Below are 21,716 nucleotides of genomic sequence, written 5' to 3'. Positions count from 1 at the left end.
CCATGAGAAAGAACAGAGAAATTAAAGCAATCTTCGCGGTGATGGCGGTATTTTTCGCAGGTTTTCTGGCTGTGCCCATGATCAGCGTGCTTGTGCGGTCATTCACCGGCAACGGCGAGCCGGCCTCGCTCGCTCACTATGTGGAAGTGCTTACCGGAAGAGGTTTCTTAAGGGCACTGGGGAACAGCTTTGTAGTTTCCATATGCAGCGCCCTGCTCGCGACCGGCCTGGCGTTTATACTCGCCTACACGATCCACTATACAAATGTGGGGAAGCGCTACAAATGGCTGATCAGCAAGGCGGCGATCCTGCCCATGCTGCTCCCGACCATTACCTACGGCTTCGCGATCATCTATTCCTTCGGGAAGCAGGGGCTGCTGACAAAGCTTTTCGGGCGGCAGCTCTTTAACATTTACGGATTCAACGGGCTGCTGCTCGGATATGTGGTCTATACGCTGCCTGTGGCGTTCACTTTGATCAACAACGCCATGGGGTATATTGACAAAAGGTTCATGATCGTGTCAAGGCTGATGGGGGATTCCCCGCTGCAGACATTCCGCATGACGATCGTGATCCCGTTGCTGGGTACGCTGGCGACATCGTTTATCCAGACCTTTTTCCTCTGCTTTACGGATTTCGGTATCCCGGCTTCCGTGGGCGGACGGTATGAAGTGGTGGCGAGCGTCCTCTACGCGGAGATGCTCGGAAGCATACCGAACTTCGGGAACGGCGCGGTGGTGGCGCTGATCATGATCATCCCGTCCGTGGTGAGCATTACTGTTCTCCACATCCTGGAGAAATACAATGTGCGCTACAACAAGATCTCTCCGATCGAGCTGAAAAAGGGAGTGAAGAGAGACGCGGTGTTCGCGGTCTTAAGCGGTGCGGTCCTTGTCTTCGCGCTGAGTATGTTTGTCGTGATGTTTATCACGCCGTTTATCGAGGAGTGGCCTTACCGGATGAACTTCACTCTGGAGCATGTGCAGGCGGTATTTGAAGACAGGCAGCTCTACGGCGTGTACGTCAATTCTGTGATGGTCGCGCTGATCACAGCTTTTGTGGGTACACTGATCGCCTACGGCGGCGCGCTTGTCACGGCGAGGAGTACGGTCAGCGGGAAGTTAAAGAAAGTGATCGACAGTATCGCGCTTGTGACGAACACGATCCCGGGTATGGTCATCGGTCTTGCCTATCTGTTCGTGTTCACAGGGACACCCCTGCAGAATACATTCCCGATCATCATCATATGCAACATTGTCCATTACTTCTCGACGCCGTATCTGATGATGAAGAATTCGCTTTCCAAGATGAACGCGTCATGGGAGACAACGGCAATGCTCATGGGAGACAGCTGGGCGAAGACGATCGCGAGAGTGGTGACGCCCAATGCGCTCTCCACACTGCTGGAAGTATTCAGCTACTATTTTGTAAATGCAATGGTAACGGTCAGCGCCGTCATCTTCATCGCCGGTGCAAGGACCATGGTCATCACGACCAAGATACAGGAATTACAGTATTTCAACGAGTTTAATGAAATCTTCGTCCTGTCGCTTCTGATCCTGTTTACGAACCTGATCGCAAGGGCGGTATTCCGCAGGCTTGCCAGGGTAAGCGAGAGCAGGCAGAGCAGGGCGAAAGTTTATAAATTTTCTGTAAAGAAAAAAGCCGCCTGAGATGCTCCGGCGGAAATGAAACAGTCAGTCAAAAAGCAAAAATAATAAATGAAAAATGAGAAGGAGAAACAAAATTATGAAAAAATTTACATTCAAAAGGGCAGCGTCTCTTACACTTGCGGCAGCGGTCGCGGTAACCGGCATGGGACTTACAGGATGCGATACAGGATCTTCCGACGAACAGGTGATCATCTACTCCAACGCGGATGAAGAGGCGATCACAGCGATGGAGAATGCCCTTGACAATAACGGATATGAAGGAAAATACATGTTCCAGACATTCGGCACCTCCGAGCTTGGTGGAAAACTCCTGGCAGAGGGCAAGGATATCGAGGCGGATATGGTGACGATGAGTACCTTCTATGTGGAGAGCGCCCAGGAGCAGAATGATATGTTTGTGGATCTTGACTTTGACGTGGATACGATCGATGAGTTCGAGCCGTACTGTGCGCCGATCACATCCCAGGAGGGAACGATCATCGTAAATACAGAGATGATGGAAGAGAATAACCTGCCGATGCCGGAGTCGATCGCAGATCTGGCTGACCCGGTATACAAAGGTTTTGTATCAGTGACAGATATCGCTGCATCTTCTACGGCGTGGCTGCTGATCCAGGCGCTTGTGTCCGAGTACGGCGAGGACGGGGCAGAGGAAGTCCTGACAGGCATCTATGAGAATGTGGGAGACCACCTCGAGGATTCCGGCTCCGCGCCGCTTAAGAAAGTACGCGCAGGTGAGGTGGCGATCGGATTCGGTCTGCGCCAGCAGGCAGTGGCTGATAAGGAGGACGGACTCCCGATCGACTATATCGACCCGGCAGAGGGCAACTTCAGCCTGACAGAATCCATCGCTATCGTAGACAAGGGCGACGATACAAACCCGCTTGCAATGGAGATGGCGCAGTGCATCATCGAGAACGGAAGAGAAGAACTCCAGTCCTACTATCCGAATGCGATCTATAACGGAGAGAACACAGACGCTGCGAACAAGTCTGCGAACCCGAAGGTATTCCCGGAGAAGCTGACAGTAGACCTTCTTGAGCAGCATCAGGCAATCTCCGAGGCGGCAAAAGAGGCGGCTGGTATCTAAGCGGCCTTACGAAAAACAGGCGTCTTCAGCGAGACAGAGAACGATCACGCCCCGCTATTTCCGGCGGGGCTGAAATATGGCTGTAATCTTACGGAAGAACAAAATAAATATATGAGAAAAGAGGAAACAGAGATGAGATCATACAAACTACTGACACCGGGACCGCTGACAACTACGGACACGGTAAAACAGCAGATGCTTTTTGACCACTGTACATGGGATGACGATTATAAGCAGATCACGCAGCAGATCCGCAAAGGTCTTCTTGAACTGGCCCATGTGTCGCCGGAGGAGTATACGGCAGTGCTCATGCAGGGCAGCGGTACTTTTGGCGTGGAGTCCGTCCTGACCAGCATACCGGGAGCGAACGACGAGCTCCTGATCTGCGCCAACGGGGCGTACGGTGAGCGCATGGCAGATATCGCGGAACACGCGGGGATCAAGTATCAGGTATATAATGAACACTATAATAAGGTGCCCAACGCGCAGAAGATCGCGGAGATGCTCGATGCTGACCCGGCCATCACCCATGTGGCGATGGTCCACAGCGAGACTACATCCGGCATCCTTAATGATATCGAGGCAGTGGGGAAGGTCGTGAAAGAAAAGGGCCGTGTCTTCATCGTGGATGCGATGAGCAGCTTCGGCGGTGTGGATATCCCGGTGAAAGACTGGGGGATTGATTTCATCATCAGCAGTGCGAACAAATGCATCCAGGGCGTGCCGGGATTCTCATTCATCATCGCGAGAAGAGACCTGCTCGAGGCGAGCGCGGGCAATGCCAGGAGCCTGTCCCTGGACCTCTGCGACCAGTGGAAGACAATGGAAGTGGACGGAAAATGGAGATTTACTTCCCCGACCCATGTGGTGCTTGCCTTTGCACAGGCGATGAAAGAGCTGAAGGAAGAGGGCGGGATCGAGGCGAGGAGCCGCCGCTATCTGAACAATAACCGTCTCCTTATCAAGAGGATGGAAGAGATGGGGATCCGCCCGTATATCGATGATACCCACCAGGGACCGATCATCACCACATTCTTCTATCCGGAGGAGTGCCACTTTACATTCTCCCAGATGTATGAATACATCAAGGACAGAGGATATGCCATCTATCCGGGAAAAGTGACCGAGGCTGAGACCTTCCGCATCGGGAACATCGGGGAGATCTATGAGGAAGACATCGAAAAGGTGTGCGCGATCATGAAAGAATTTCTGGAGGAGTACAATCATGAAAAAAATTAAGGCAGTGATCTTTGACTGGGCAGGGACAACGGTGGATTTCGGATGCATGGCGCCGGTACAGGCATTTGTCGAGGTGTTTAAGGAGTTCGGCATCGAGCCGACTATGGAAGAAGTAAGAGAGCCCATGGGGATGCTTAAGATCGATCATATCCGCACCATGCTGAAGATGGAGAGGATCAGAAATCTCTGGATTGAAAAATACGGAAAAGATCCGAAAGAGGAGGATGCACAGAAGATGTATGCCATCTTTGAAGAAAAACTCCTGAGCATCCTTCACCTGTACTCCGATCCGAAGCCGGGAGTCGTGGATGTAGTGAACAGGCTGAGACGGAACGGATACAAGATCGGATCCACGACAGGATATAATGACAAGATGATGGAGATCGTGGTCCCGGCCGCAAAGGAAAAAGGATATGAGCCGGATGTATGGTTCAGCCCGGACTCCACCGGGCAGAAAGGACGTCCGTATCCGTACATGATCTTCCGGAATATGGAAGCGCTGGATATTAAGAAGGTGCGCCGCGTACTGAAAGTGGGAGACACGATCTCGGACATCAAAGAAGGACGCAATGCCGGAGTCTGGTCCGCGGGGATTGTTGTGGGGAGCTCGGAGATGGGGCTTTCACAGGAAGAGTATGAAGCGCTGTCCCAGGAAGAGAAGGACAGGAGATGCGATGAGGTCGCACAGAAATTCATCGATGCGGGCGCTGACAAAGTGTTCTACACGATCGAGGACCTGGCAGAGTATCTGCTCGGCTGATAAAAAACAAAGATGTATAAAGTGCCGTATCTGCGGGAAAAATATCCGAAAAGCCCGCAGATATGGCATTTTTCTATTTTACATAGATTTAACATAACATTGATTTTACATTTTACATTCCTTTTTTATCATAAATACCGTTGACGGACAGAGAGAAGAAAAAGCGGTCCGCAGCGGCGGCAGGAAATGCCGCGGTACATAATAATCTGATTTGAAAAAGGAGATTATCAAAATGAAAATGAAAAAGTTTATCGCAGTATTGGCAGCAGTTTCAATGGTAGCTGCAATGGCAGCAGGATGCGGCAGCAAGGAGGACACTAAAGCAGAGGGTGACGCAGCGACAGAAGAAGGCGGCGAGGCAGGCAGCTGGGACGCAGCGAACATGATCACAGCCGTGACACGTGAGGAAGGATCAGGTACAAGAGGAGCCTTCACAGAGCTGTTCGGTGTTGTCGATGAGGATGACAACGATATGATCACTCTGGATGCTCAGACGACAAACAGCACTTCAGTTATGATGACGACAGTATCTGAGAATGAGTATGCGATCGGTTACATCTCTCTGGGATCTCTTGATGAGTCTCTTGTAAAGGCTGTGAAGATCGACGGTGTAGATGCGACGGCAGAGAATATCGAGAACGGAACTTACAAAGTATCCAGACCGTTCAACGTGGCAGTGAAACCGGATTCTGACAATGCGGTTGCAAAGGATTTCATGGCGTTCATCATGAGTACAGAGGGTCAGGCAGTTGTAGCTGACGAGGGATACATCCCGGTAGCTGAGGTAGAGGCATATGCCGGCGAGGCTCCGGAAGGAAGCTGTGTAGTCGGAGGTTCTTCTTCTGTATCACCGCTGATGGAAAAACTGATCGAGGCTTATGCAGAAGTAAACCCGAACGCATCTATCGAGCTTCAGACATCTGATTCTACAACAGGTATGACATCTGCAATCGAGGGAAGCTATGATATCGGTATGGCTTCCAGAGAGCTGAAGGACGAAGAGGCTGCTGAACTTGAGGGAACAGTCATCGCGACAGATGGTATCGCTGTTGTCGTAAATAAGAATAACCCGACGGATGATCTGACATCTGATCAGGTGAAGAATATCTACCTTGGCGATGTGACAACCTGGGACGCAATCTAATCGGATTAGAGCAGACTTTAAAATACCGTACAGAGAAATCCTTAAAGTAAAAGGTTTCCGCTTTTAAAATGTGAGCCGGGCAGATATGGAGCATGTCTTCCCGGCTCATTAGGAGGAAAAAATGAAATCAAAAGCATGGACTGAAAAATTCATGCAGGGAGTATTTTTCGTAGCCGCATGTGCATCCGTGCTGGCGGTGGCGCTCATCTGCATTTTCCTTTTTGCAAATGGAATCCCTGCAATGAGAGAAATCGGATTTATCAAATTTATCACAGGCGAGATCTGGCGTCCGAACAGTGAACAGTTCGGCATCCTGCCTATGATCGTGGGAAGCCTCTATGTGACAGCGGGCGCGATCATCTTCGGAGTGCCGATCGGTATCCTGACATCTGTCTTTATGGCAATGTACTGTCCGAAACATATTTATAAACCGCTGAAGGCAGCCACAGAGCTTCTTGCAGGTATTCCTTCTGTTATCTACGGTTTCTTCGGACTTGTGGTCGTAGTGCCGCTGATCCGTGAATTCGGGACTATACTGTACAAGGCACATCTTGTAAAGAGCCCCGGCAACGGAAACAGTATCCTGACTGCTTCACTGATCCTGGGGATGATGATCCTTCCGACGATCATAGGAACAACAGAAAGCGCGATGCGCGCGGTGCCTGCACATTACTATGAAGGCTCGCTCGCATTGGGCGCTACAAAGGAAAGAAGTATTTTCCGAGTCATTATTCCCGCGGCAAAATCAGGAGTGATCGCCGGGATCGTGCTGGGGATCGGTCGTGCGATCGGAGAGACAATGGCTGTCATCATGATCGTCGGAAACCAGGCGCGGCTTACGACGAGTATGCTGGATGGCATCCGTACCCTGACCGGAAACATTGTTATTGAGATGGGATATGCCACAGGCCTGCACCGCGAAGCGCTGATCGCGACAGGCGTAGTGCTCTTCGTATTTATCCTGATCATTAACCTGAGTGTAGCATTGCTGAAGAGGGGGGCGGATCATGAGTAATGAAGTAAGCAGAAGCAATCAGATGATCAATAAAACAACGATCGGCGATAAATTCAAAACATATTTAAAGCATCCGGGCTCATTTATCCTGATGCTGCTCGTGATGCTGGCAGCGCTCGTCACTTTCGCCGTTCTGATTTTTCTGATCGCCTACATTTTGATCAACGGTCTGCCGCATATCAAACCGTCACTGTTTTCGCTTGAGTACAGCTCTGAGAATGCTTCGGTCGTGCCGGCCTTTGTCAATACGATCGTTATGACATTGTTATCACTGCTGATCGCGGTTCCGTTCGGAATTTTCTCTGCGATTTTTCTCGTAGAGTATGCGAAGAGAGGAAACAAATTCATAGAGGTCATCCGGCTGACGACAGAGACGCTTTCCGGCATTCCGTCTATCGTATACGGACTCTTTGGTATGCTGTTCTTTGTAAATGCTCTGGGGTGGGGCTTCTCCCTGCTGGCAGGCGCCTTCACCATAGCGATCATGATCCTTCCGCTGATCATGAGAACGACAGAGGAAGCGCTGAAAGCAGTTCCTGATTCTTACCGTGAAGGAAGCTTCGGGCTGGGCGCAGGCAAGCTGCGCACCGTGTTCCGCATCGTCCTTCCGTCGGCGATCCCTGGCGTTCTTGCAGGTGTGATACTTGCTATCGGACGTATCGTGGGAGAGACTGCGGCGCTGATGTATACATCGGGAACCGTTGCGCAGATCCCGGACAGTGTCATGGGATCGGGGCGTACCCTGGCTCTTCATATGTATGTCCTTTCAAGTGAGGGACTCTATATGGATCAGGCATACGCAACAGCGGTCATCCTGCTTGTTCTTGTAGTAGGCATTAACGCGTTGTCAAGCGTGATCGCAAGAAAACTTACGAAAGCATAAATGTGAAAAAACTGTGAAAGGGGACGTAGTAAAATTGAATTTGACTACGTCCCGGATTAAAGAGGTAGAGGAAATGTCTAAGATTAGTATAAAGAATCTGGATTTGTATTACGGCGATTTTAAGGCGCTCAAGAATGTGAATCTGGAGATCGAAGCCAACAAGATCACCGCATTTATCGGACCTTCCGGCTGCGGTAAATCAACACTCCTTAAGTCCATCAACCGTATGAACGACCTTGTGGAAGGCTGCCGTATCGACGGTGAGATCCTCCTTGACGGACAGAATATCTTTAAGGGCATGGACGTAAATATGTTAAGAAAACGTGTGGGCATGGTATTCCAGAAACCGAATCCGTTCCCGATGAGCATCTACGATAATATTGCGTTCGGACCGAGGACACACGGAATCCATTCCAAGTCAAAGCTGGATGATATTGTAGAAAAGTCCCTGAGAAACGCAGCAATCTGGGATGAGTGTAAAGACCGCCTTAAGACAAGCGCGCTGGGCATGTCCGGTGGACAGCAGCAGAGACTTTGTATCGCAAGGGCGCTTGCCGTTGAGCCGGAAGTCCTTCTCATGGATGAGCCTACTTCTGCACTTGACCCGATCTCCACATCCAAGATCGAAGACCTTGCGATGGAACTGAAAAAGGACTATACTATCGTTATGGTAACGCATAATATGCAGCAGGCTGTACGTGTATCCGATAATACTGCATTTTTCCTTCTGGGAGAAGTCGTAGAGTATAATGATACGGAAAAACTCTTCTCCATACCAGCGGATAAGAGAACAGAAGACTACATCACAGGGAGGTTTGGTTAAATCATGCGTAATAAATTTGATGAACAGCTTCATCTTCTGGATGAGCAGCTTACACATATGGGAGAGCTCTGTGAGACAGCTATCGCAAAGGCAACACAGGCTCTGAAAGACGGAAGCGCGGAGCAGGCAAGAGTTATCATTTCAGAGGATGAGGAGATCGACCAGTCCGAGAAAGATATTGAGAGGCTCTGCCTGAAACTTCTGCTCCAGCAGCAGCCGGTGGCAAAGGATTTAAGAAGAATTTCCGCTGCGCTTAAAATGATCACAGACATGGAGCGTATCGGAGACCAGACTGCGGATATTGCAGAGATCATCCTGTCCTCAAAGAAATGGGCGGCAACCGCGGAAAATATCCAGGTGATCGGCACTATGGCGTCTGAGGTAAGCAAAATGGTGCGCAACAGTGTCACAGCTTATGTGAACAGAGATCTTGAGCTTGCCCGCGATGTGATGAAAGCGGACGATGAGATCGACCTTTACTTTGATGAAGTGAAGGATGAAATGATCAGCTTCATTAAAGAAGAAAAAGGCGAGAATGGCAAAGCGATCTTTGACCTGATCATGGTGACAAAATACCTGGAGCGTATCGGGGATCACGCGACCAACATCGCGGAGTGGGTGGAATTCTCCATCACAGGCGTACACAAGGACAGCGCGGTCATCCACGAGAGCTGACAGAAGAGCGCCGGCGAAGGAGAGCATCGGCACAGTGACAGCCGCCAGCCCGCAAAATGAGGTCAGAGCCGGTTGTGGAAAAAGATAAAAATAAGAAGACGAAGGAGAACTCGAAACGATGATATATTGCGTGGAAGATGACGACAACATCCGTGAGCTTGTGATATATACTCTGGAAACGACCGGGCTGAAAGCCCGGGGGTTTGCGGAAGGTTCTGCCTTCATGGAGGCTCTGGCGTTTGATACGCCGGAGCTGATCCTGCTTGATATCATGCTCCCCGGGGACGATGGGCTGGAGCTTCTGAAAAAGCTCAAGTCTTCCCCTAAGACAAAAGGAATCCCGGTGATCATGGTCACAGCAAAGGGCACAGAGTATGACAAGGTGATCGGCCTGGATTCCGGTGCGGATGACTATGTGACAAAGCCGTTCGGCATGATGGAGCTTGTCTCCAGGATCAAGGCGGTCCTGCGCCGTTCAGGGAAAGTGGAGGACAGGATCGATATGGAACTTTCAGGCGTCCGCATGGACATCAAAAAGCACGAAGTCACTGTGGATGGAAAGCAGGTAGCGCTCACACTCAAGGAATTTGAACTTTTGGAGAAACTGATGCGCAACCAGGGGATCGTCCTGACAAGGGACCAGCTCCTGACAGAGATCTGGGGCTATGATTTTGACGGAGAGACGAGGACCGTGGATGTACATATCCGGACTTTAAGGCAGAAGCTGGGAGCAAAAGGAGAGATCATCCAGACTGTCCGCGGTGTAGGATACCGGGTTGGAGGAGCCGCATAGTATGGTACAGCAGATTCAGCAGAACATTCAGAAAAAAAGAAAAAAGAAAATTCCCAGGAGCATGAGGCTGAAGATACAGAAGAGCATGATGGTCATTCTCGCAGTGACCCTCGTGCTTTTCTATGTTATCCTGTCCGTGATCCTTTACAACCAGAACCTGTCCATCCTGCGGGCGGAAGTGAGGCAGGAGGCGAAATACATCTGCACAGCGGTCAATATTTCCGGGACAGAATACCTGGAGCAGATGGACAATATAGATGAATCCACCCGCGTAACCCGCATCGATGCAGACGGCAGTGTGCTCTACGACTCCCGGCGGGACGCGGATACCCTTGACAATCACAGCGGGAGAGAAGAGGTAAAGGAAGCGCTTAAAAACGGGGAAGGCGAAGATGTGCGGCGCTCTGTGACCGTGGAGAAAGACCTGTACTACTATGCAATGCTTCTGGATGACGGGAGTGTGCTGCGCGTGTCCAGGGAAGTGGACAGCCTTGCCAGCACCGCCCTGGCCATGCTCCCGGTGATCGGCGGATTTGCTGTACTGATGATTATTTTTGCCATGCTGCTGGCAAAATGGCAGACAGCACGTCTGATCAAGCCTATAAATGAGCTTGATCTGGAAAATCCGCTTGATAATGACGTTTATACAGAATTAAGTCCTCTCCTGACAGCGATGGACAGGCAGAACAAAGAAAAGGAAGCTGTCTCTAATATGAGGAAAGAGTTTTCCGCAAATGTATCCCATGAGCTTAAGACTCCCTTGACTTCCATCTCAGGCTATGCGGAGATCATGAAAAACGGTATGGTGCGCCCGGCGGACATCCCGGTATTTTCAGAGCGTATCTACAAAGAGGCGCGCCGCCTGATCACTCTTGTGGAAGATATCATCAAGCTGTCCAAGCTGGATGAGGAATCTGTGGAACTGGAGAAGCAGGAGGTAGACCTCTATGACCTGACCAGAGAGATCATTAGCCGTCTGGCTCCCCAGGCGTCCCAGAAAAACGTGCGCATGGAGCTGACCGGGGAGCCTGTGAAGTATACCGGTATCCGGCAGATCCTTGATGAGATGGTGTACAATGTATGTGAAAATGCGATCAAATACAATAATGACGGCGGAAGGGTCACCGTCTGGGTCGGCAATACACTGGAAGGTCCCAAGATCAGTGTCGCTGATACAGGCATCGGCATCCCGGCGGAGCACCATGAACGCATCTTCGAACGGTTCTACCGGGTGGACAAGAGCCATTCCAAAGAGCGCGGAGGGACCGGGCTGGGGCTGTCCATTGTCAAGCACGGCGCGCTGCTGCACGGGGCAAAAGTCAGCGTAGAGAGCGAACCCGGGAAAGGAACGAAGATCGAGATGCAGTTTTAAATCTGGATTTGTAGGGGAGCCGACCGATTGGTTAAACGTCCTAAAACCGTCGGTTTGATGCAGGACGTTTTCGCGGCGGACGGGGATATGGCTCAGGTTCCGGTTCCGTAATCTGGGAAAGACGTAAAAGGGAGAAAGCATGGCTAAAAGCAATTGTCCGGCGGAAGATTCGGCTCCGCCTCAGGCATCCGCCGGACAATTAACGCCACGCTTCCTCCCTTTAAGTCTTTCCGGCAGATTACTCCAAGTCACCGTCGCCATATCCCCGCCCGCCGCGAAAGGTGCATCAAAGGGGTGGTTTTCTGCGCGCATCCGATCGGAAGGTCCCCGCAGGCAAATGCAGGATTTCGAAAGGTGGGTGAAAGGGGAGCTTCAGCGGCGGAACAGGAATTTTTATCGGACGGAAGGTGACGCGGACTTCCGGGAGAGGGTCAGCCGTTCGATTTGGCCCAGCAAGCTAGGCCTCTCTTGTTATAGAATTCTGCCAGCTGGGGGAGGGCTTCTTTTGGCGGAAAGGTTTTCCTTGGGGTATGTTTCTGCTGGTTGGAGAAGGTTGCTTTTTGTCGAAGAAGTTCCCCTCTCTCTTTGTTTTTAAACGCTGCATTTGCTGGGGACCTTCCGGCTTGAGTAAACCAGAAAACAGCGAAGCGCCTTTTTCGAAAACCTTTCAGCACGGGTGTGTGGGTGTCTGAGGTGACTGCGGAGGGGCTTGAAAAAACTTGAAATCCGGAACTATGCGTTGAAAGCAGCAGGGGGCTTGTCTGAGCCAAAGGCGAGTTGCTCCCTGCTGCTTTCTGCCTTTAGCATAGTCCCGGATTTCTTAGTTTTTGCTGCCACGGAGCCCCGGAGCCGAAGCCACCCACACACCCGTGCTGAATACGTCTTCGACAAACACGCTTCACTGTTTTCGAACGTTATATTCACAAGGAAGGCTCCCCCGCAAATACAGATTTTTAAGCTTGAAGGTTTTGGATTATTGTGCTACTATGTGTATAACACACTCCAGAAAGGATGAAGTACCATGCTCATAGAAATTGATTTTGACAGTGATGAGGCGATCTACGTCCAGCTGTGCAACCAGATCATTATGGGGATCGCGGCTTCTGTGATCCATGAGGGGGATTCTCTCCCGTCCGTGCGCCAGCTAGCAGACATGATCGGGGTAAATATGCACACTGTGAATAAGGCGTACAGTGTACTGAAAAGGGAAGGCTATATCAGCCTGGATAAGCGGCGGGGCGCGGTGATCGCCCTGGACATCGATAAGCTGGAGCAGTTGGAAGAGATGAGGCGTGAGCTTCGGATCGTGCTCGCCCGCGGGTGCTGTAAGAATATCTCCAGGCAGGAGGTGCATGACCTGGTGGATGAGATATTTGATGATTACAGTGCGCGCATGGAAGGGTAGAGCGTATTTATACAGAGTACAGTTATAATGTATTTATATAATGTATATTTGTAATGGAAGAAAGATCTGCCCTGATAAATGATCACGGGCGGAGAGACAGGAGGATCATATGCACATTTCATATACAGAACAGGCGGAAAGAGCGGTCAGATACGCCACGAAAAAGGCAAAGGAGATGCAGCATCCGTATATCGGGACAGAGCATCTCCTTCTGGGACTGAGGTCAGAGTATTCAGGAGTTGCCGGTCAGATCCTGGCGCAGAACGGAGTGGAGGAAAAAGATGTACTCCGCCTTATGGACGAACTGATCGTGCCTCCGGAGAATGCCTTTGAAGGGCGAAAGCCGGAGGAAAGCCCCCGTTTCCGCTATATCCTGGAAAACAGTGTAAAGGAAGCGCACAGGTTGCATACAACGGATGTGGGGACAGAGCATCTGCTGCTGTCCATTATCAGAGATGTGGACTGTGTAGCGGCGCGCATCTTGATCACATTAAATATTAACCTTCAGAAGATTTTCCAGGATATCATGGCTGCAGCGGGGATAGACGCCAAAGAATATCAGGATGAGATGCAGGAGGGACAGAAAGGCGCGGGTTCCATGGTGGAACAGTACTGTACGGACTTGACAGCTCAGGCAGAGGCGGGCAGGCTGGACCCGGTGCTCGGGAGAGAAGAGGAGATGTACCGCCTGATGCAGATTTTAAGCCGCAGGACGAAGAATAATCCGTGCCTGGTCGGGGAGCCGGGCGTGGGAAAGACCGCGGTCGTAGAGGGGCTGGCACAGAGGCTTGCCTCGGGAGTTGTCCCGGAAAAGATGAAAGATAAGCGGATCTACACCCTGGACCTGCCGGGGCTGATCGCGGGCTCAAAGTACCGGGGAGAATTTGAAGAGAGGATGAAAGGGCTGATCTCGGAAGTCAGGGCAAGCGGGAATATGATCCTGTTCCTGGATGAGATCCATACAATGATCGGCGCGGGGGGAGCGGAGGGGGCGATCGACGCGTCCAGTATCCTCAAGCCGTCTCTTGCAAGAGGCGAGATGCAGCTCATCGGGGCTACTACGATTACAGAATACCGAAAATATATCGAGAAAGACGCAGCGCTGGAACGGCGTTTCCAGCCGGTGACAGTCGAGGAGCCATCGAAGGAGCAGTGTGTACAGATCCTGCGGGGACTGAGAGGAAGATATGAAAGCCATCACAGGGTGGCTCTCAGCGATAAAGCTCTGGAAGCGGCAGTGCAGATGTCACAGAGATATATCACGGACCGCAATCTTCCGGACAAAGCCATTGACGTCATGGATGAGGCGTGTTCCAGAGTCAGCCTGAAGGGATATAAGGTGCCGGACAATCTGACTGCTCTGGAAGAGACGGTGAAAGAGCTGGCGGCGCAGAAGGAAGAGGCTGTCAGAAAGGGAGATTTTGCTGAGGCTTCTCTGATCCAGAAGGAGCAGGAGCAGGCAGAGGAAAAGCTGGCGGGTGTGAAAAAGCGCTTCCAGAAAAAGACGGCGTCTGCAAAGCCGGAAGTGACAGAGGAGGATATCGCTGAGGTTGTTTCCGCGTGGACAAAAGTTCCTGTGCAGAAGCTTGCGGAGAGCGATGCGGACCGGCTGAAAAAGCTGGAGAGTGTCCTTCATAAGCGGGTGGTCGGACAGGAAGAAGCGGTCAGCGCGGTGGCACGGGCAGTCAGGAGAGGACGCGTGGGCCTGAAGGATCCGAGGCGTCCGATCGGTTCATTCCTGTTCCTGGGACCTACGGGAGTGGGCAAGACCGAACTGTCCAAAGCTCTGGCAGAAGCGCTGTTCGGAAGTGAAGGATCCATGATCCGCGTTGATATGTCAGAATATATGGAGAAACACTCTGTGGCAAAGATGATCGGTTCCCCTCCGGGATATGTGGGACATGAGGAAGGCGGTCAGCTCAGCGACCAGGTGAGGACCCATCCGTATTCGGTCGTTCTTTTTGATGAGATCGAGAAGGCGCATCCGGATGTGTTTAATATCCTTCTTCAGGTACTGGACGACGGGCATATCACGGACTCCCAGGGGCGGAAAGTCGATTTTTCCAACACTGTGATCATCATGACATCAAATGCGGGGGCAAAGGCGATCGTAGATCCAAAGAAGCTTGGCTTTGCGGTGAAGGAGGACCCGGCAGACGATTACAAGAGGATGAAACAGAATGTCATGGATGAGGTGAAGATGATCTTCCGTCCGGAGTTTTTGAACAGAATCGATGAGATCATCGTGTTCCACGCTTTGGATAAGACACATATGAAGAAGATCGTAACGCTCATGTGCCGTGACCTTGCAAAGAGGCTGGAGGAGCAGATGGATATCCGGCTTACATTAAGAGAATCTGCAAAGGCTCTGATCGTCGAGAAGGGCACGGACGCGAAATACGGGGCAAGGCCTCTGCGCAGGGCGCTCCAGACAGAGCTGGAGGATAAGCTGGCGGAGGCGATATTGAATGGAGAAGTCAAACCGGGAGACCATGTGGAAGCGGGAAGCGTGAAAAAAGAGATCCGTTTTATCGTACGGAAAGATTGAAGATCATTTCAGACAAAGGGGGCGGACAGCGGTCAGGTGTGAACCGCAATCTCTCCCCGATGATTTTCCAGTATGATTTTCACAGATATTTCGGTAGAAAAAACAAGGGCTTTATATTATAATATCGATAGCAGAAATTTACTGAAATACTTAGGAGGAAAAATGAAATGGCAGCAGTGAAAGAATTATTGCGTGCAGAAAATGACGGGACACTTAGTTTTGGTGATTATACGCTCGCGGCAAAAACAAAGAAAGATAATTTTGAGTTTGAGGGCGATATCTATAAAGTGAAGACATTTGCAGAGATCACGAAGCTGGAAAAGAACGGGATGTTTGTATATGAATCCGTTCCGGGAAGCGCGGTCGAGAATTTCCGGGAGACCGGGGAAGAGATCGGATTTACTGTTTCAGCAGGCGGAGATGTACAGTTTACGCTGGAACTTGAGCCGGAGAGTGAGTATGAGGTGTTAATCGGCGGGGAATCCGCAGGAAAGATGAGTACAAACCTGAGCGGAAAGCTCAGCGTGAGCGTGGAGCTTGCAGCGGATCAGAATGTTCAGGTAAAGGTAGTGAAATGTTGAGAATATGCCTGCAGTGAGCCGGACGGGTGTTGAAAAAGATATGTCAGGCTGACAGGCCAGGCAGGGGCGGATGGTGCATCCGCCCCGATTTTTATTCGCTTACAGGTGTAATACTCTGCTGTTTGCAGGGTTCTGAAAAAAGAAACCAGGAGCGGATACCCCGTTGCTTGCAGCGGGCCGGGCGGATATACAGGCTTTGTATGACGGAAAGGATGGAGAATGGCAAAAGGAAAGAAAAGTGTGTTCTTCTGCCAGAACTGCGGGCATGAAGAATCGAAATGGCTGGGGCAGTGCCCGGCGTGCGGAGAGTGGAATACATTTGTAGAAGAAAGAGTCAGCAGCGGCATAACAAAAGGAAGTACAGTGACCTCCAGGAGTGTCAGGGAATCCGTCCGGGAGGCAAAGGTGATCCCCCTGAATGATGTGACCGCGGATGACGATGTGCGGATCCGGACAGGCATCCGGGAACTCGACCGGGTGCTTGGAGGCGGGATCGTGCCAGGATCTCTCGTCCTGGTGGGAGGCGATCCGGGCATCGGGAAGTCCACGCTTCTGCTGCAGGTATGCCAGCGGCTGGCTGATAAGAAAAAAGTATTGTATATTTCCGGCGAGGAATCCCAGGCGCAGATCAAGCTGCGGGCGAACCGTATGGGGGCATTCGCATCCGGGCTGTATCTCCTGTGCGAGACGAACCTGGAGACGATCCGGGGCGTGATCGAAAAGGAAAAACCAGAGCTGGTGATCATTGACTCGATACAGACAATGTTCAGCGAGGAAGTATCTTCCGCTCCGGGGAGCGTGTCACAGGTGCGGGAGTCCACCAATATTTTCATGCAGCTTGCAAAAGGTTTGTGTATTCCGATATTTATCGTAGGACATGTGACAAAAGAAGGGACAGTGGCAGGACCGAGAGTGCTGGAGCATATGGTAGATACAGTGCTGTATTTTGAGGGGGACCGTCATGCCTCTTACCGGATCCTGCGGGCTGTGAAAAACCGCTTTGGGTCCACCAATGAGATCGGGGTGTTTGAAATGCGCCAGACCGGCCTTGAGGAAGTGGAAAATCCTTCCGAATACATGCTCAGCGGCAGACCGGAAAACGCTTCCGGTTCTGTGGTGGCGTGCTCCATGGAAGGAACCCGCCCGATCCTGATCGAGATCCAGGCACTTGTGTGCCACAGCAATTTCGGGATGCCGAGGAGGACGGCTGCGGGTACGGACTATAACCGGGTGAACCTGCTCATGGCAGTATTGGAGAAACGGCTGGGCATGGCGCTGGGAAACTCTGACGCCTACGTGAACATCGCGGGCGGGATCCGCATGAACGAGCCGGCAATCGACCTGGGGATCGTGATGGCGCTGGTATCCAGTTACCGCAACCGCCCCATTGATGAGAAAACAATCGTTTTCGGGGAAGTAGGGTTAAGCGGGGAAGTCCGCGCGGTCAATATGCCGGAGCAGCGGGTGGCAGAAGCAAAGAAGCTTGGCTTTGAAACATGCATCCTGCCGGAAGTATCCCTCAAGATGGTGCGGGGGATCAGCGGGATCAAGCTGGTGGGAGTTAAGACCATCAGTGATGCGGTTAATACAATTTGATACAATTGCAACAATTTCGGCAAAAGGGGTCAGACCCCTGTTAACAGGGGTCTGACCCCTTTGGGGAGAGCTGTCAGAAAATTCTGGCGAGGAGGATTATTTTGATGAAACCTTACACAAAAACAGCAAAATACTATGAGACAGATCAAATGGGTGTCATCCATCATTCAAATTATATCCGTTGGATGGAAGAGGCCCGTGTAGATACGCTGAACCAGATCGGTTATCCGTACCGCCGCTTTGAAGAGATGGGGTATATCAGCCCGGTGCTCCATGTGGACTGTGAATACAAGAAGAGTGTAAAATTTGACGATGAGGTAAAGATCACCGTCAGGCTCCAGGAAGCGGGAAGGGTGAAGTTTACCCTCAGATATGATATTTATAATCTGTCGGAGGGCGGCGTGCTCAGCGCCTGTGGGACGACGACACACTGTTTCCTGAGAAAGGACGGAAGACCGGTATTGATGGATAAAGAAATGAAAGAATTTACAGAGGTTATGCGGAATACACTGGAACAGGTGTGAAATGGATTGGAGTGATCCTTATGATACTGAGTGTGAGCAGACGTACGGATATACCGAATTATTACAGCGAATGGCTTGTCCGGCGTTTCCGGGCAGGCTTTCTCTGTGTGCGGAATCCCATGGATCATCATCAGGTGAGCAGGATAAATCTTTCCCCTGAAGTGATCGACTGTATTGTGTTCTGGACGAAGAACCCGGTGCCCATGTTCCCTTATCTGGATGAATTCAGCAGTTATATGTATTATTTTCAGTTTACCCTGACCGGATATGGGAGGGGGATCGAGCCGGGACTGCCGGATAAGAAGAAAGTGCTCATTCCTGCATTCAGGGAGCTGGCGGACAGGATCGGAAAAGAGAGAATGGTCTGGCGCTATGATCCGGTCTTTCTTTCTGACCGGTATACCCTGGACTACCATGTGAAAGCGTTCACGCAGATCGCAGAAGCTCTTGCGGGGAAAACGCAGAGAGTGGTGATCAGTTTTCTTGATGATTATGATAAGACGAAACGGAATATGAAGGGGTACGGGATCAGGGAGCTGACAGAGGGGAAGATGCGCCGGCTCGCGCAGAGTTTCGCCCGGATCGCAGGCAGATATGGGATGGAAATCCAGACATGTGCGGAGAAGATCGACCTGTCGGAATACGGGATCGTCCACGGGGCATGTATTGACAGAGCATATATCGGGCATCTGCTGGGATGCCGGCTGCGGGGCGGAAGGGACCGCGGACAGCGACCGGAGTGCGGATGTGTGGAGAGCGTGGAAACAGGCAGTTATCATACCTGCCGGAACGGATGCAGATATTGTTATGCCAATGATTCTGAAGATCGGGTGCGGGAGACTGTCCGTGCTTATGATGTGGATTCCCCGTTTCTGTGCGGGAAGCCGGAACCGGGCGACAGGATCACAGAGCGGAAGATGAAGACGCTGAGGGAGACACAGTTGACCTTAGAGGACTGCATCAACTTATAAGAAGAAACTTATCGGAATGATCAGAAACGTATAAAAGAGCACATAAAAAAGAAAGAGCCGGCTGTTTTTACTTGACAATATCGAGTGTCGATATTATTCTAAAAGTAGAAATATCGATACTCGATAATTGTAAGGAAAGGGGGCGGACTCTATGGCGAAGGTGGAAGATCAGGCGCGTTTCAGGCGTGTGTTCAGATATTACCGCTATATTGAAGCGGATGCATTCGCACAGTATCTGCACGAAATGTCGTTAAAGGGATGGCATCTGAAGGAATGGAAACTCTGGCTGGAGTTTGAAAAAGGAGAAAGCCGGGATATAGAATACGCGGTGGAAGTATTTCTAAAGGGCAGCGAAATGGATGTAAAGCCCGGAGCAGATGCCGAGGAGTATGCAGAATACTGCAGGGCAGCGGGATGGGAGTTTGTGGACTCCAGGAGAAGGTTCTGCATCTTCCGAAAGATTGCAGAGGATGCCATTCCCATCGTGACAGAAGAGGAACGGTTCAAAAATATCCGAAAGGCAGAGTGGAAGCGCTGTCTTATGAGTGTGCTGACAGGTGTGTTCATTTTGGGAATGTCCGCTGTACAGCTTTCTGGAGTTGATGCTGTTTTAATACTGTTCTCTAATATGCTCCTGCTCCCGGGGCTTACCCTGGCAGTTTTGTTCGCATGTGAAATATTACAGTGTATCGTTCTGGCTGTGTGGTGTATAAAAGCAGGGAAAAAAGTCAGGGCAGGAGAACACCCATCCTATGGAAAGAGCAGGGAAAAGTATGTCTGGTACGCTATGGCGGCGATCATCCTGATCGAATTGACTGTGGTCTGGGGGAAAGCAGGCGGCGGAGGTTCTGCGGTCACGCTTTGGATCTTTCTGGGGATCACTGCTGCAGTGCTGCTTGGGATCGGGTTTTACCGTCCGGCGCGCAGGGAGAACTGGGCGCTGCAGCTGGCGGCGGGAGTGGGGATCGGTGTCATCTGGGTTATCGGCATGGGGATCATTTTCATCCAGGGTATCGGTCAGGAAACAGGGCTGGTAAAAGTGGAGACTGATGGAAAAATTATCCTGCCAGATGAGGAGAAACTGCCTCTTGTGCTGACAGATTATACGCAGACAGAAGAGGCGGTCACACTGGCTCATTACAGCGAGCTGTCCAGTGTGTTTGGGACTATGATGAGCGGGGCAGTGGAATACGGAGAGCCATCGTCGGAGGAAGACAGTGGAGATGGGACGGATGCGGACCAGGGGTGGCAGCGGCTTGCCTACACAGTGTACCGGACTGATGTCCCCTGGATCCTGGATCTGGTGTGGAAGGAAGAGCTGGAGTCCGGGGATCCGGAGGGGTATGGCTGGATCACTGAGACAGACGCAGACAGTGGTTACGACAGATGGCATGCTGAGAAAGTCATGCGCAGGGACTGGGAAGAAAATATGGTATATGTGCGGTATGAGGACGCGGTCCTGACTCTCTACGCGACAGAGCCGCCCAGAGGAGAGCAGATCGACATCGTAAGAGAAAAGCTGGGGTTGTAAGACCGATAGGGATAATGGGGTGAAGAAACATTGGCAAGAGAACAGTTCCAGACATTGACAGAACCTATGTATTATATCCTGATCGCCCTGACGGAAGAGTGCTGCGGGGTGGATATCATGGAAAAAGTACAGCGTATTTCAAAAGGCAGGGTAAAGGTAGGGCCGGGGACACTGTACGCGATGCTGTCCAAATTTGAGGACAATGGGATCATCCGCCGCACCGCGGAGGATGGGCGGCGGAAGTCCTATGTGATCACGGAATATGGGATGGAAATGCTCAGGGCGGAGTATGACAGGCTACAGATGATGGTGAGAGACGGGCGGGAGGCGGCATCGTGTTTCCGGAAGTTATCCTGAGAAAGAGATTTCAGAAGTGCTTGTATTGATTTTATAATATATTCGATCACGGAGAGCGGCAGGCAGAGACTGTTATTCAAAGAAAAATAATTCTTCAAATTTCTTATCTAATGCAATACAGAGAACAAGGGCCAGTTTTGCAGTCGGACAGAACTGGCCTGTTTCGATAGAGCTGATCGTGTTGCGGGAAACTCCGACAAGATCCGCCAATTTTTGCTGTAGCCCTTTTTAAAAAGTGCAAAATTATATGGAAAGGGGTCAGACCCCTTTTGATCGGGGTCTGACCCCATAAATAAACAGTATATAACAGTTGACAACAGTTATATACTGTTATATACTGTTTATCAAGAGGAGGACGCGTATGAAGATTATAATCAACAGTTCATCGATGGTACCGATCTATGAACAGATCATGGATCAGATTAAGGCGCAGATTACTGCGGGAGATCTGAGAGAAAACGATATACTCCCCTCTGTCCGGACTCTTGCGAAAGACCTGAAGATCAGTGCCCTGACGGTCAAGAAGGCGTACGACAATCTTGAACAGGAAGGGTACACGGTGACAGTCCACGGGAAAGGCACTTATGTTGCTGCCGCAGACGCTGAGCGGATGCTTGAGGAGCAGCGCCGGGAAGTGGAGAGCGACCTGGAAAAAGCGGTTGAAAAAGGCCGCAGATGCGGGCTGAAGGACGAGGAGATCAGGGAGTTGTTTGATTTGATAATGGAGGATTAGAAG

General features: G+C 51.0%; 20 protein-coding genes and 2 pseudogenes. 20 read left to right on the top strand and 2 right to left on the bottom strand.

Going from position 1 to position 21,716, the window contains the following annotated elements; translation table 11 throughout:
- Positions 1–2: 2 nt before the first annotated feature.
- The 10 genes and pseudogenes from B5G27_RS17070 (at position 3) to B5G27_RS09990 (ending at position 11,467) form a co-directional block, all read left to right on the top strand.
- A pseudogene (locus B5G27_RS17070) lies at positions 3–2,763 on the top strand (extracellular solute-binding protein).
- A 132-nt stretch (positions 2,764–2,895) separates the two neighbouring features.
- On the top strand, positions 2,896–4,002 hold the full coding sequence (locus B5G27_RS10030) for a 2-aminoethylphosphonate--pyruvate transaminase (RefSeq protein WP_087178923.1): 1,107 nt from the start codon (positions 2,896–2,898) through the stop codon (positions 4,000–4,002).
- On the top strand, positions 3,989–4,762 hold the full coding sequence (gene phnX, locus B5G27_RS10025) for a phosphonoacetaldehyde hydrolase (RefSeq protein WP_206608992.1): 774 nt from the start codon (positions 3,989–3,991) through the stop codon (positions 4,760–4,762). The genes B5G27_RS10030 and phnX overlap by 14 nt, the downstream gene beginning before the upstream one ends.
- Positions 4,763–4,994: 232 nt before the next feature.
- A complete protein-coding gene (locus B5G27_RS10020; protein ID WP_087178765.1) occupies positions 4,995–5,906 on the top strand; it encodes a substrate-binding domain-containing protein in 912 nt (303 codons plus the stop codon).
- A gap of 121 nt (positions 5,907–6,027) precedes the next feature.
- On the top strand, positions 6,028–6,921 hold the full coding sequence (gene pstC / locus B5G27_RS10015) for a phosphate ABC transporter permease subunit PstC (protein ID WP_087178764.1): 894 nt from the start codon (positions 6,028–6,030) through the stop codon (positions 6,919–6,921).
- Between the two features lie 22 nt (positions 6,922–6,943).
- Positions 6,944–7,804 carry a phosphate ABC transporter permease PstA gene (gene pstA, locus B5G27_RS10010; protein ID WP_087178922.1) on the top strand — a complete coding sequence of 287 codons (861 nt, stop codon included), beginning with the start codon at positions 6,944–6,946 and terminating at the stop codon, positions 7,802–7,804.
- Between the two features lie 73 nt (positions 7,805–7,877).
- A complete protein-coding gene (gene pstB, locus B5G27_RS10005; protein ID WP_087178763.1) occupies positions 7,878–8,627 on the top strand; it encodes a phosphate ABC transporter ATP-binding protein PstB in 750 nt (249 codons plus the stop codon).
- A 3-nt stretch (positions 8,628–8,630) separates the two neighbouring features.
- On the top strand, positions 8,631–9,302 hold the full coding sequence (gene phoU, locus B5G27_RS10000) for a phosphate signaling complex protein PhoU (RefSeq protein ID WP_087178762.1): 672 nt from the start codon (positions 8,631–8,633) through the stop codon (positions 9,300–9,302).
- Positions 9,303–9,420: 118 nt separating this feature from the next.
- Entirely contained in the window at positions 9,421–10,095 is a 675-nt protein-coding gene (locus tag B5G27_RS09995; protein ID WP_087178761.1) for a winged helix-turn-helix domain-containing protein, read from the top strand.
- A 61-nt stretch (positions 10,096–10,156) separates the two neighbouring features.
- The gene (locus B5G27_RS09990; RefSeq protein ID WP_087178921.1) at positions 10,157–11,467 is read left to right on the top strand and encodes a sensor histidine kinase; all 1,311 of its coding nucleotides are present in this window, start codon (positions 10,157–10,159) and stop codon (positions 11,465–11,467) included.
- Positions 11,468–11,647: 180 nt separating this feature from the next.
- Here the strand turns inward: B5G27_RS09990 and B5G27_RS16620 are convergent, their stop codons facing one another.
- Positions 11,648–11,779 (bottom strand): hypothetical protein, encoded by a 132-nt coding sequence (locus tag B5G27_RS16620; protein ID WP_275533038.1) that lies wholly within the window; start codon positions 11,777–11,779, stop codon positions 11,648–11,650.
- A 397-nt stretch (positions 11,780–12,176) separates the two neighbouring features.
- Here B5G27_RS16620 and B5G27_RS09980 point away from each other — a divergent pair, with 397 nt between their 5' ends.
- From B5G27_RS09980 to B5G27_RS09940, 9 genes are all read left to right on the top strand, one after another.
- Positions 12,177–12,482 (top strand): hypothetical protein, encoded by a 306-nt coding sequence (locus B5G27_RS09980; RefSeq protein WP_087178759.1) that lies wholly within the window; start codon positions 12,177–12,179, stop codon positions 12,480–12,482.
- Between the two features lie 6 nt (positions 12,483–12,488).
- Positions 12,489–12,872, top strand: coding sequence for a GntR family transcriptional regulator (locus tag B5G27_RS09975; RefSeq protein ID WP_087178758.1), 384 nt, complete (start codon positions 12,489–12,491; stop codon positions 12,870–12,872).
- A 109-nt stretch (positions 12,873–12,981) separates the two neighbouring features.
- Positions 12,982–15,420, top strand: coding sequence for an ATP-dependent Clp protease ATP-binding subunit (locus B5G27_RS09970; protein ID WP_087178757.1), 2,439 nt, complete (start codon positions 12,982–12,984; stop codon positions 15,418–15,420).
- Positions 15,421–15,587: 167 nt separating this feature from the next.
- A complete protein-coding gene (locus tag B5G27_RS09965; RefSeq protein ID WP_087178756.1) occupies positions 15,588–16,001 on the top strand; it encodes an endosialidase in 414 nt (137 codons plus the stop codon).
- A 219-nt stretch (positions 16,002–16,220) separates the two neighbouring features.
- The gene (gene radA, locus B5G27_RS09960; RefSeq protein WP_087178755.1) at positions 16,221–17,597 is read left to right on the top strand and encodes a DNA repair protein RadA; all 1,377 of its coding nucleotides are present in this window, start codon (positions 16,221–16,223) and stop codon (positions 17,595–17,597) included.
- Between the two features lie 104 nt (positions 17,598–17,701).
- Entirely contained in the window at positions 17,702–18,121 is a 420-nt protein-coding gene (locus tag B5G27_RS09955; protein ID WP_087178754.1) for an acyl-CoA thioesterase, read from the top strand.
- 20 nt (positions 18,122–18,141) lie between these two features.
- A complete protein-coding gene (locus B5G27_RS09950) occupies positions 18,142–19,092 on the top strand; it encodes a DUF1848 domain-containing protein (RefSeq protein WP_087178753.1) in 951 nt (316 codons plus the stop codon).
- 151 nt (positions 19,093–19,243) lie between these two features.
- Positions 19,244–20,623, top strand: coding sequence for a DUF2812 domain-containing protein (locus B5G27_RS09945; protein ID WP_087178752.1), 1,380 nt, complete (start codon positions 19,244–19,246; stop codon positions 20,621–20,623).
- Between the two features lie 30 nt (positions 20,624–20,653).
- A complete protein-coding gene (locus B5G27_RS09940; RefSeq protein ID WP_087178751.1) occupies positions 20,654–20,980 on the top strand; it encodes a PadR family transcriptional regulator in 327 nt (108 codons plus the stop codon).
- Between the two features lie 72 nt (positions 20,981–21,052).
- Here the strand turns inward: B5G27_RS09940 and B5G27_RS09935 are convergent.
- A pseudogene (locus tag B5G27_RS09935) lies at positions 21,053–21,199 on the bottom strand (helix-turn-helix transcriptional regulator); the annotation flags it as partial.
- Between the two features lie 142 nt (positions 21,200–21,341).
- Here B5G27_RS09935 and B5G27_RS09930 point away from each other — a divergent pair.
- The gene (locus B5G27_RS09930; protein WP_087178749.1) at positions 21,342–21,713 is read left to right on the top strand and encodes a GntR family transcriptional regulator; all 372 of its coding nucleotides are present in this window, start codon (positions 21,342–21,344) and stop codon (positions 21,711–21,713) included.
- Positions 21,714–21,716 lie beyond the last annotated feature (3 nt).

This window comes from Lachnoclostridium sp. An76, from assembly GCF_002161355.1.
Classification (GTDB): domain Bacteria; phylum Bacillota; class Clostridia; order Lachnospirales; family Lachnospiraceae; genus Mediterraneibacter; species Mediterraneibacter caccavium.
This window is presented reverse-complemented; position numbering and strand designations above follow the sequence as displayed.

Bases quoted from the DNA above. Each gene is read 5' to 3' on its own strand.
- B5G27_RS09955 (WP_087178754.1), top strand. From the start codon at position 17,702: ATGAAACCTTACACAAAAACAGCAAAATACTATGAGACAGATCAAATG.
- pstA (WP_087178922.1), top strand. From the start codon at position 6,944: ATGATCAATAAAACAACGATCGGCGATAAATTCAAAACATATTTAAAG.
- B5G27_RS09970 (WP_087178757.1), top strand. From the start codon at position 12,982: ATGCACATTTCATATACAGAACAGGCGGAAAGAGCGGTCAGATACGCC.
- B5G27_RS09990 (WP_087178921.1), top strand. From the start codon at position 10,157: ATGAGGCTGAAGATACAGAAGAGCATGATGGTCATTCTCGCAGTGACC.
- B5G27_RS10030 (WP_087178923.1), top strand. From the start codon at position 2,896: ATGAGATCATACAAACTACTGACACCGGGACCGCTGACAACTACGGAC.
- B5G27_RS09945 (WP_087178752.1), top strand. From the start codon at position 19,244: ATGGCGAAGGTGGAAGATCAGGCGCGTTTCAGGCGTGTGTTCAGATAT.
- B5G27_RS09995 (WP_087178761.1), top strand. From the start codon at position 9,421: ATGATATATTGCGTGGAAGATGACGACAACATCCGTGAGCTTGTGATA.
- B5G27_RS16620 (WP_275533038.1), bottom strand. From the start codon at position 11,779: ATGCGCGCAGAAAACCACCCCTTTGATGCACCTTTCGCGGCGGGCGGG.
- B5G27_RS09975 (WP_087178758.1), top strand. From the start codon at position 12,489: ATGCTCATAGAAATTGATTTTGACAGTGATGAGGCGATCTACGTCCAG.
- phnX (WP_206608992.1), top strand. From the start codon at position 3,989: ATGAAAAAAATTAAGGCAGTGATCTTTGACTGGGCAGGGACAACGGTG.
- pstB (WP_087178763.1), top strand. From the start codon at position 7,878: ATGTCTAAGATTAGTATAAAGAATCTGGATTTGTATTACGGCGATTTT.
- phoU (WP_087178762.1), top strand. From the start codon at position 8,631: ATGCGTAATAAATTTGATGAACAGCTTCATCTTCTGGATGAGCAGCTT.
- B5G27_RS09930 (WP_087178749.1), top strand. From the start codon at position 21,342: ATGAAGATTATAATCAACAGTTCATCGATGGTACCGATCTATGAACAG.
- B5G27_RS10020 (WP_087178765.1), top strand. From the start codon at position 4,995: ATGAAAATGAAAAAGTTTATCGCAGTATTGGCAGCAGTTTCAATGGTA.
- B5G27_RS09950 (WP_087178753.1), top strand. From the start codon at position 18,142: ATGATACTGAGTGTGAGCAGACGTACGGATATACCGAATTATTACAGC.
- pstC (WP_087178764.1), top strand. From the start codon at position 6,028: ATGAAATCAAAAGCATGGACTGAAAAATTCATGCAGGGAGTATTTTTC.
- radA (WP_087178755.1), top strand. From the start codon at position 16,221: ATGGCAAAAGGAAAGAAAAGTGTGTTCTTCTGCCAGAACTGCGGGCAT.
- B5G27_RS09965 (WP_087178756.1), top strand. From the start codon at position 15,588: ATGGCAGCAGTGAAAGAATTATTGCGTGCAGAAAATGACGGGACACTT.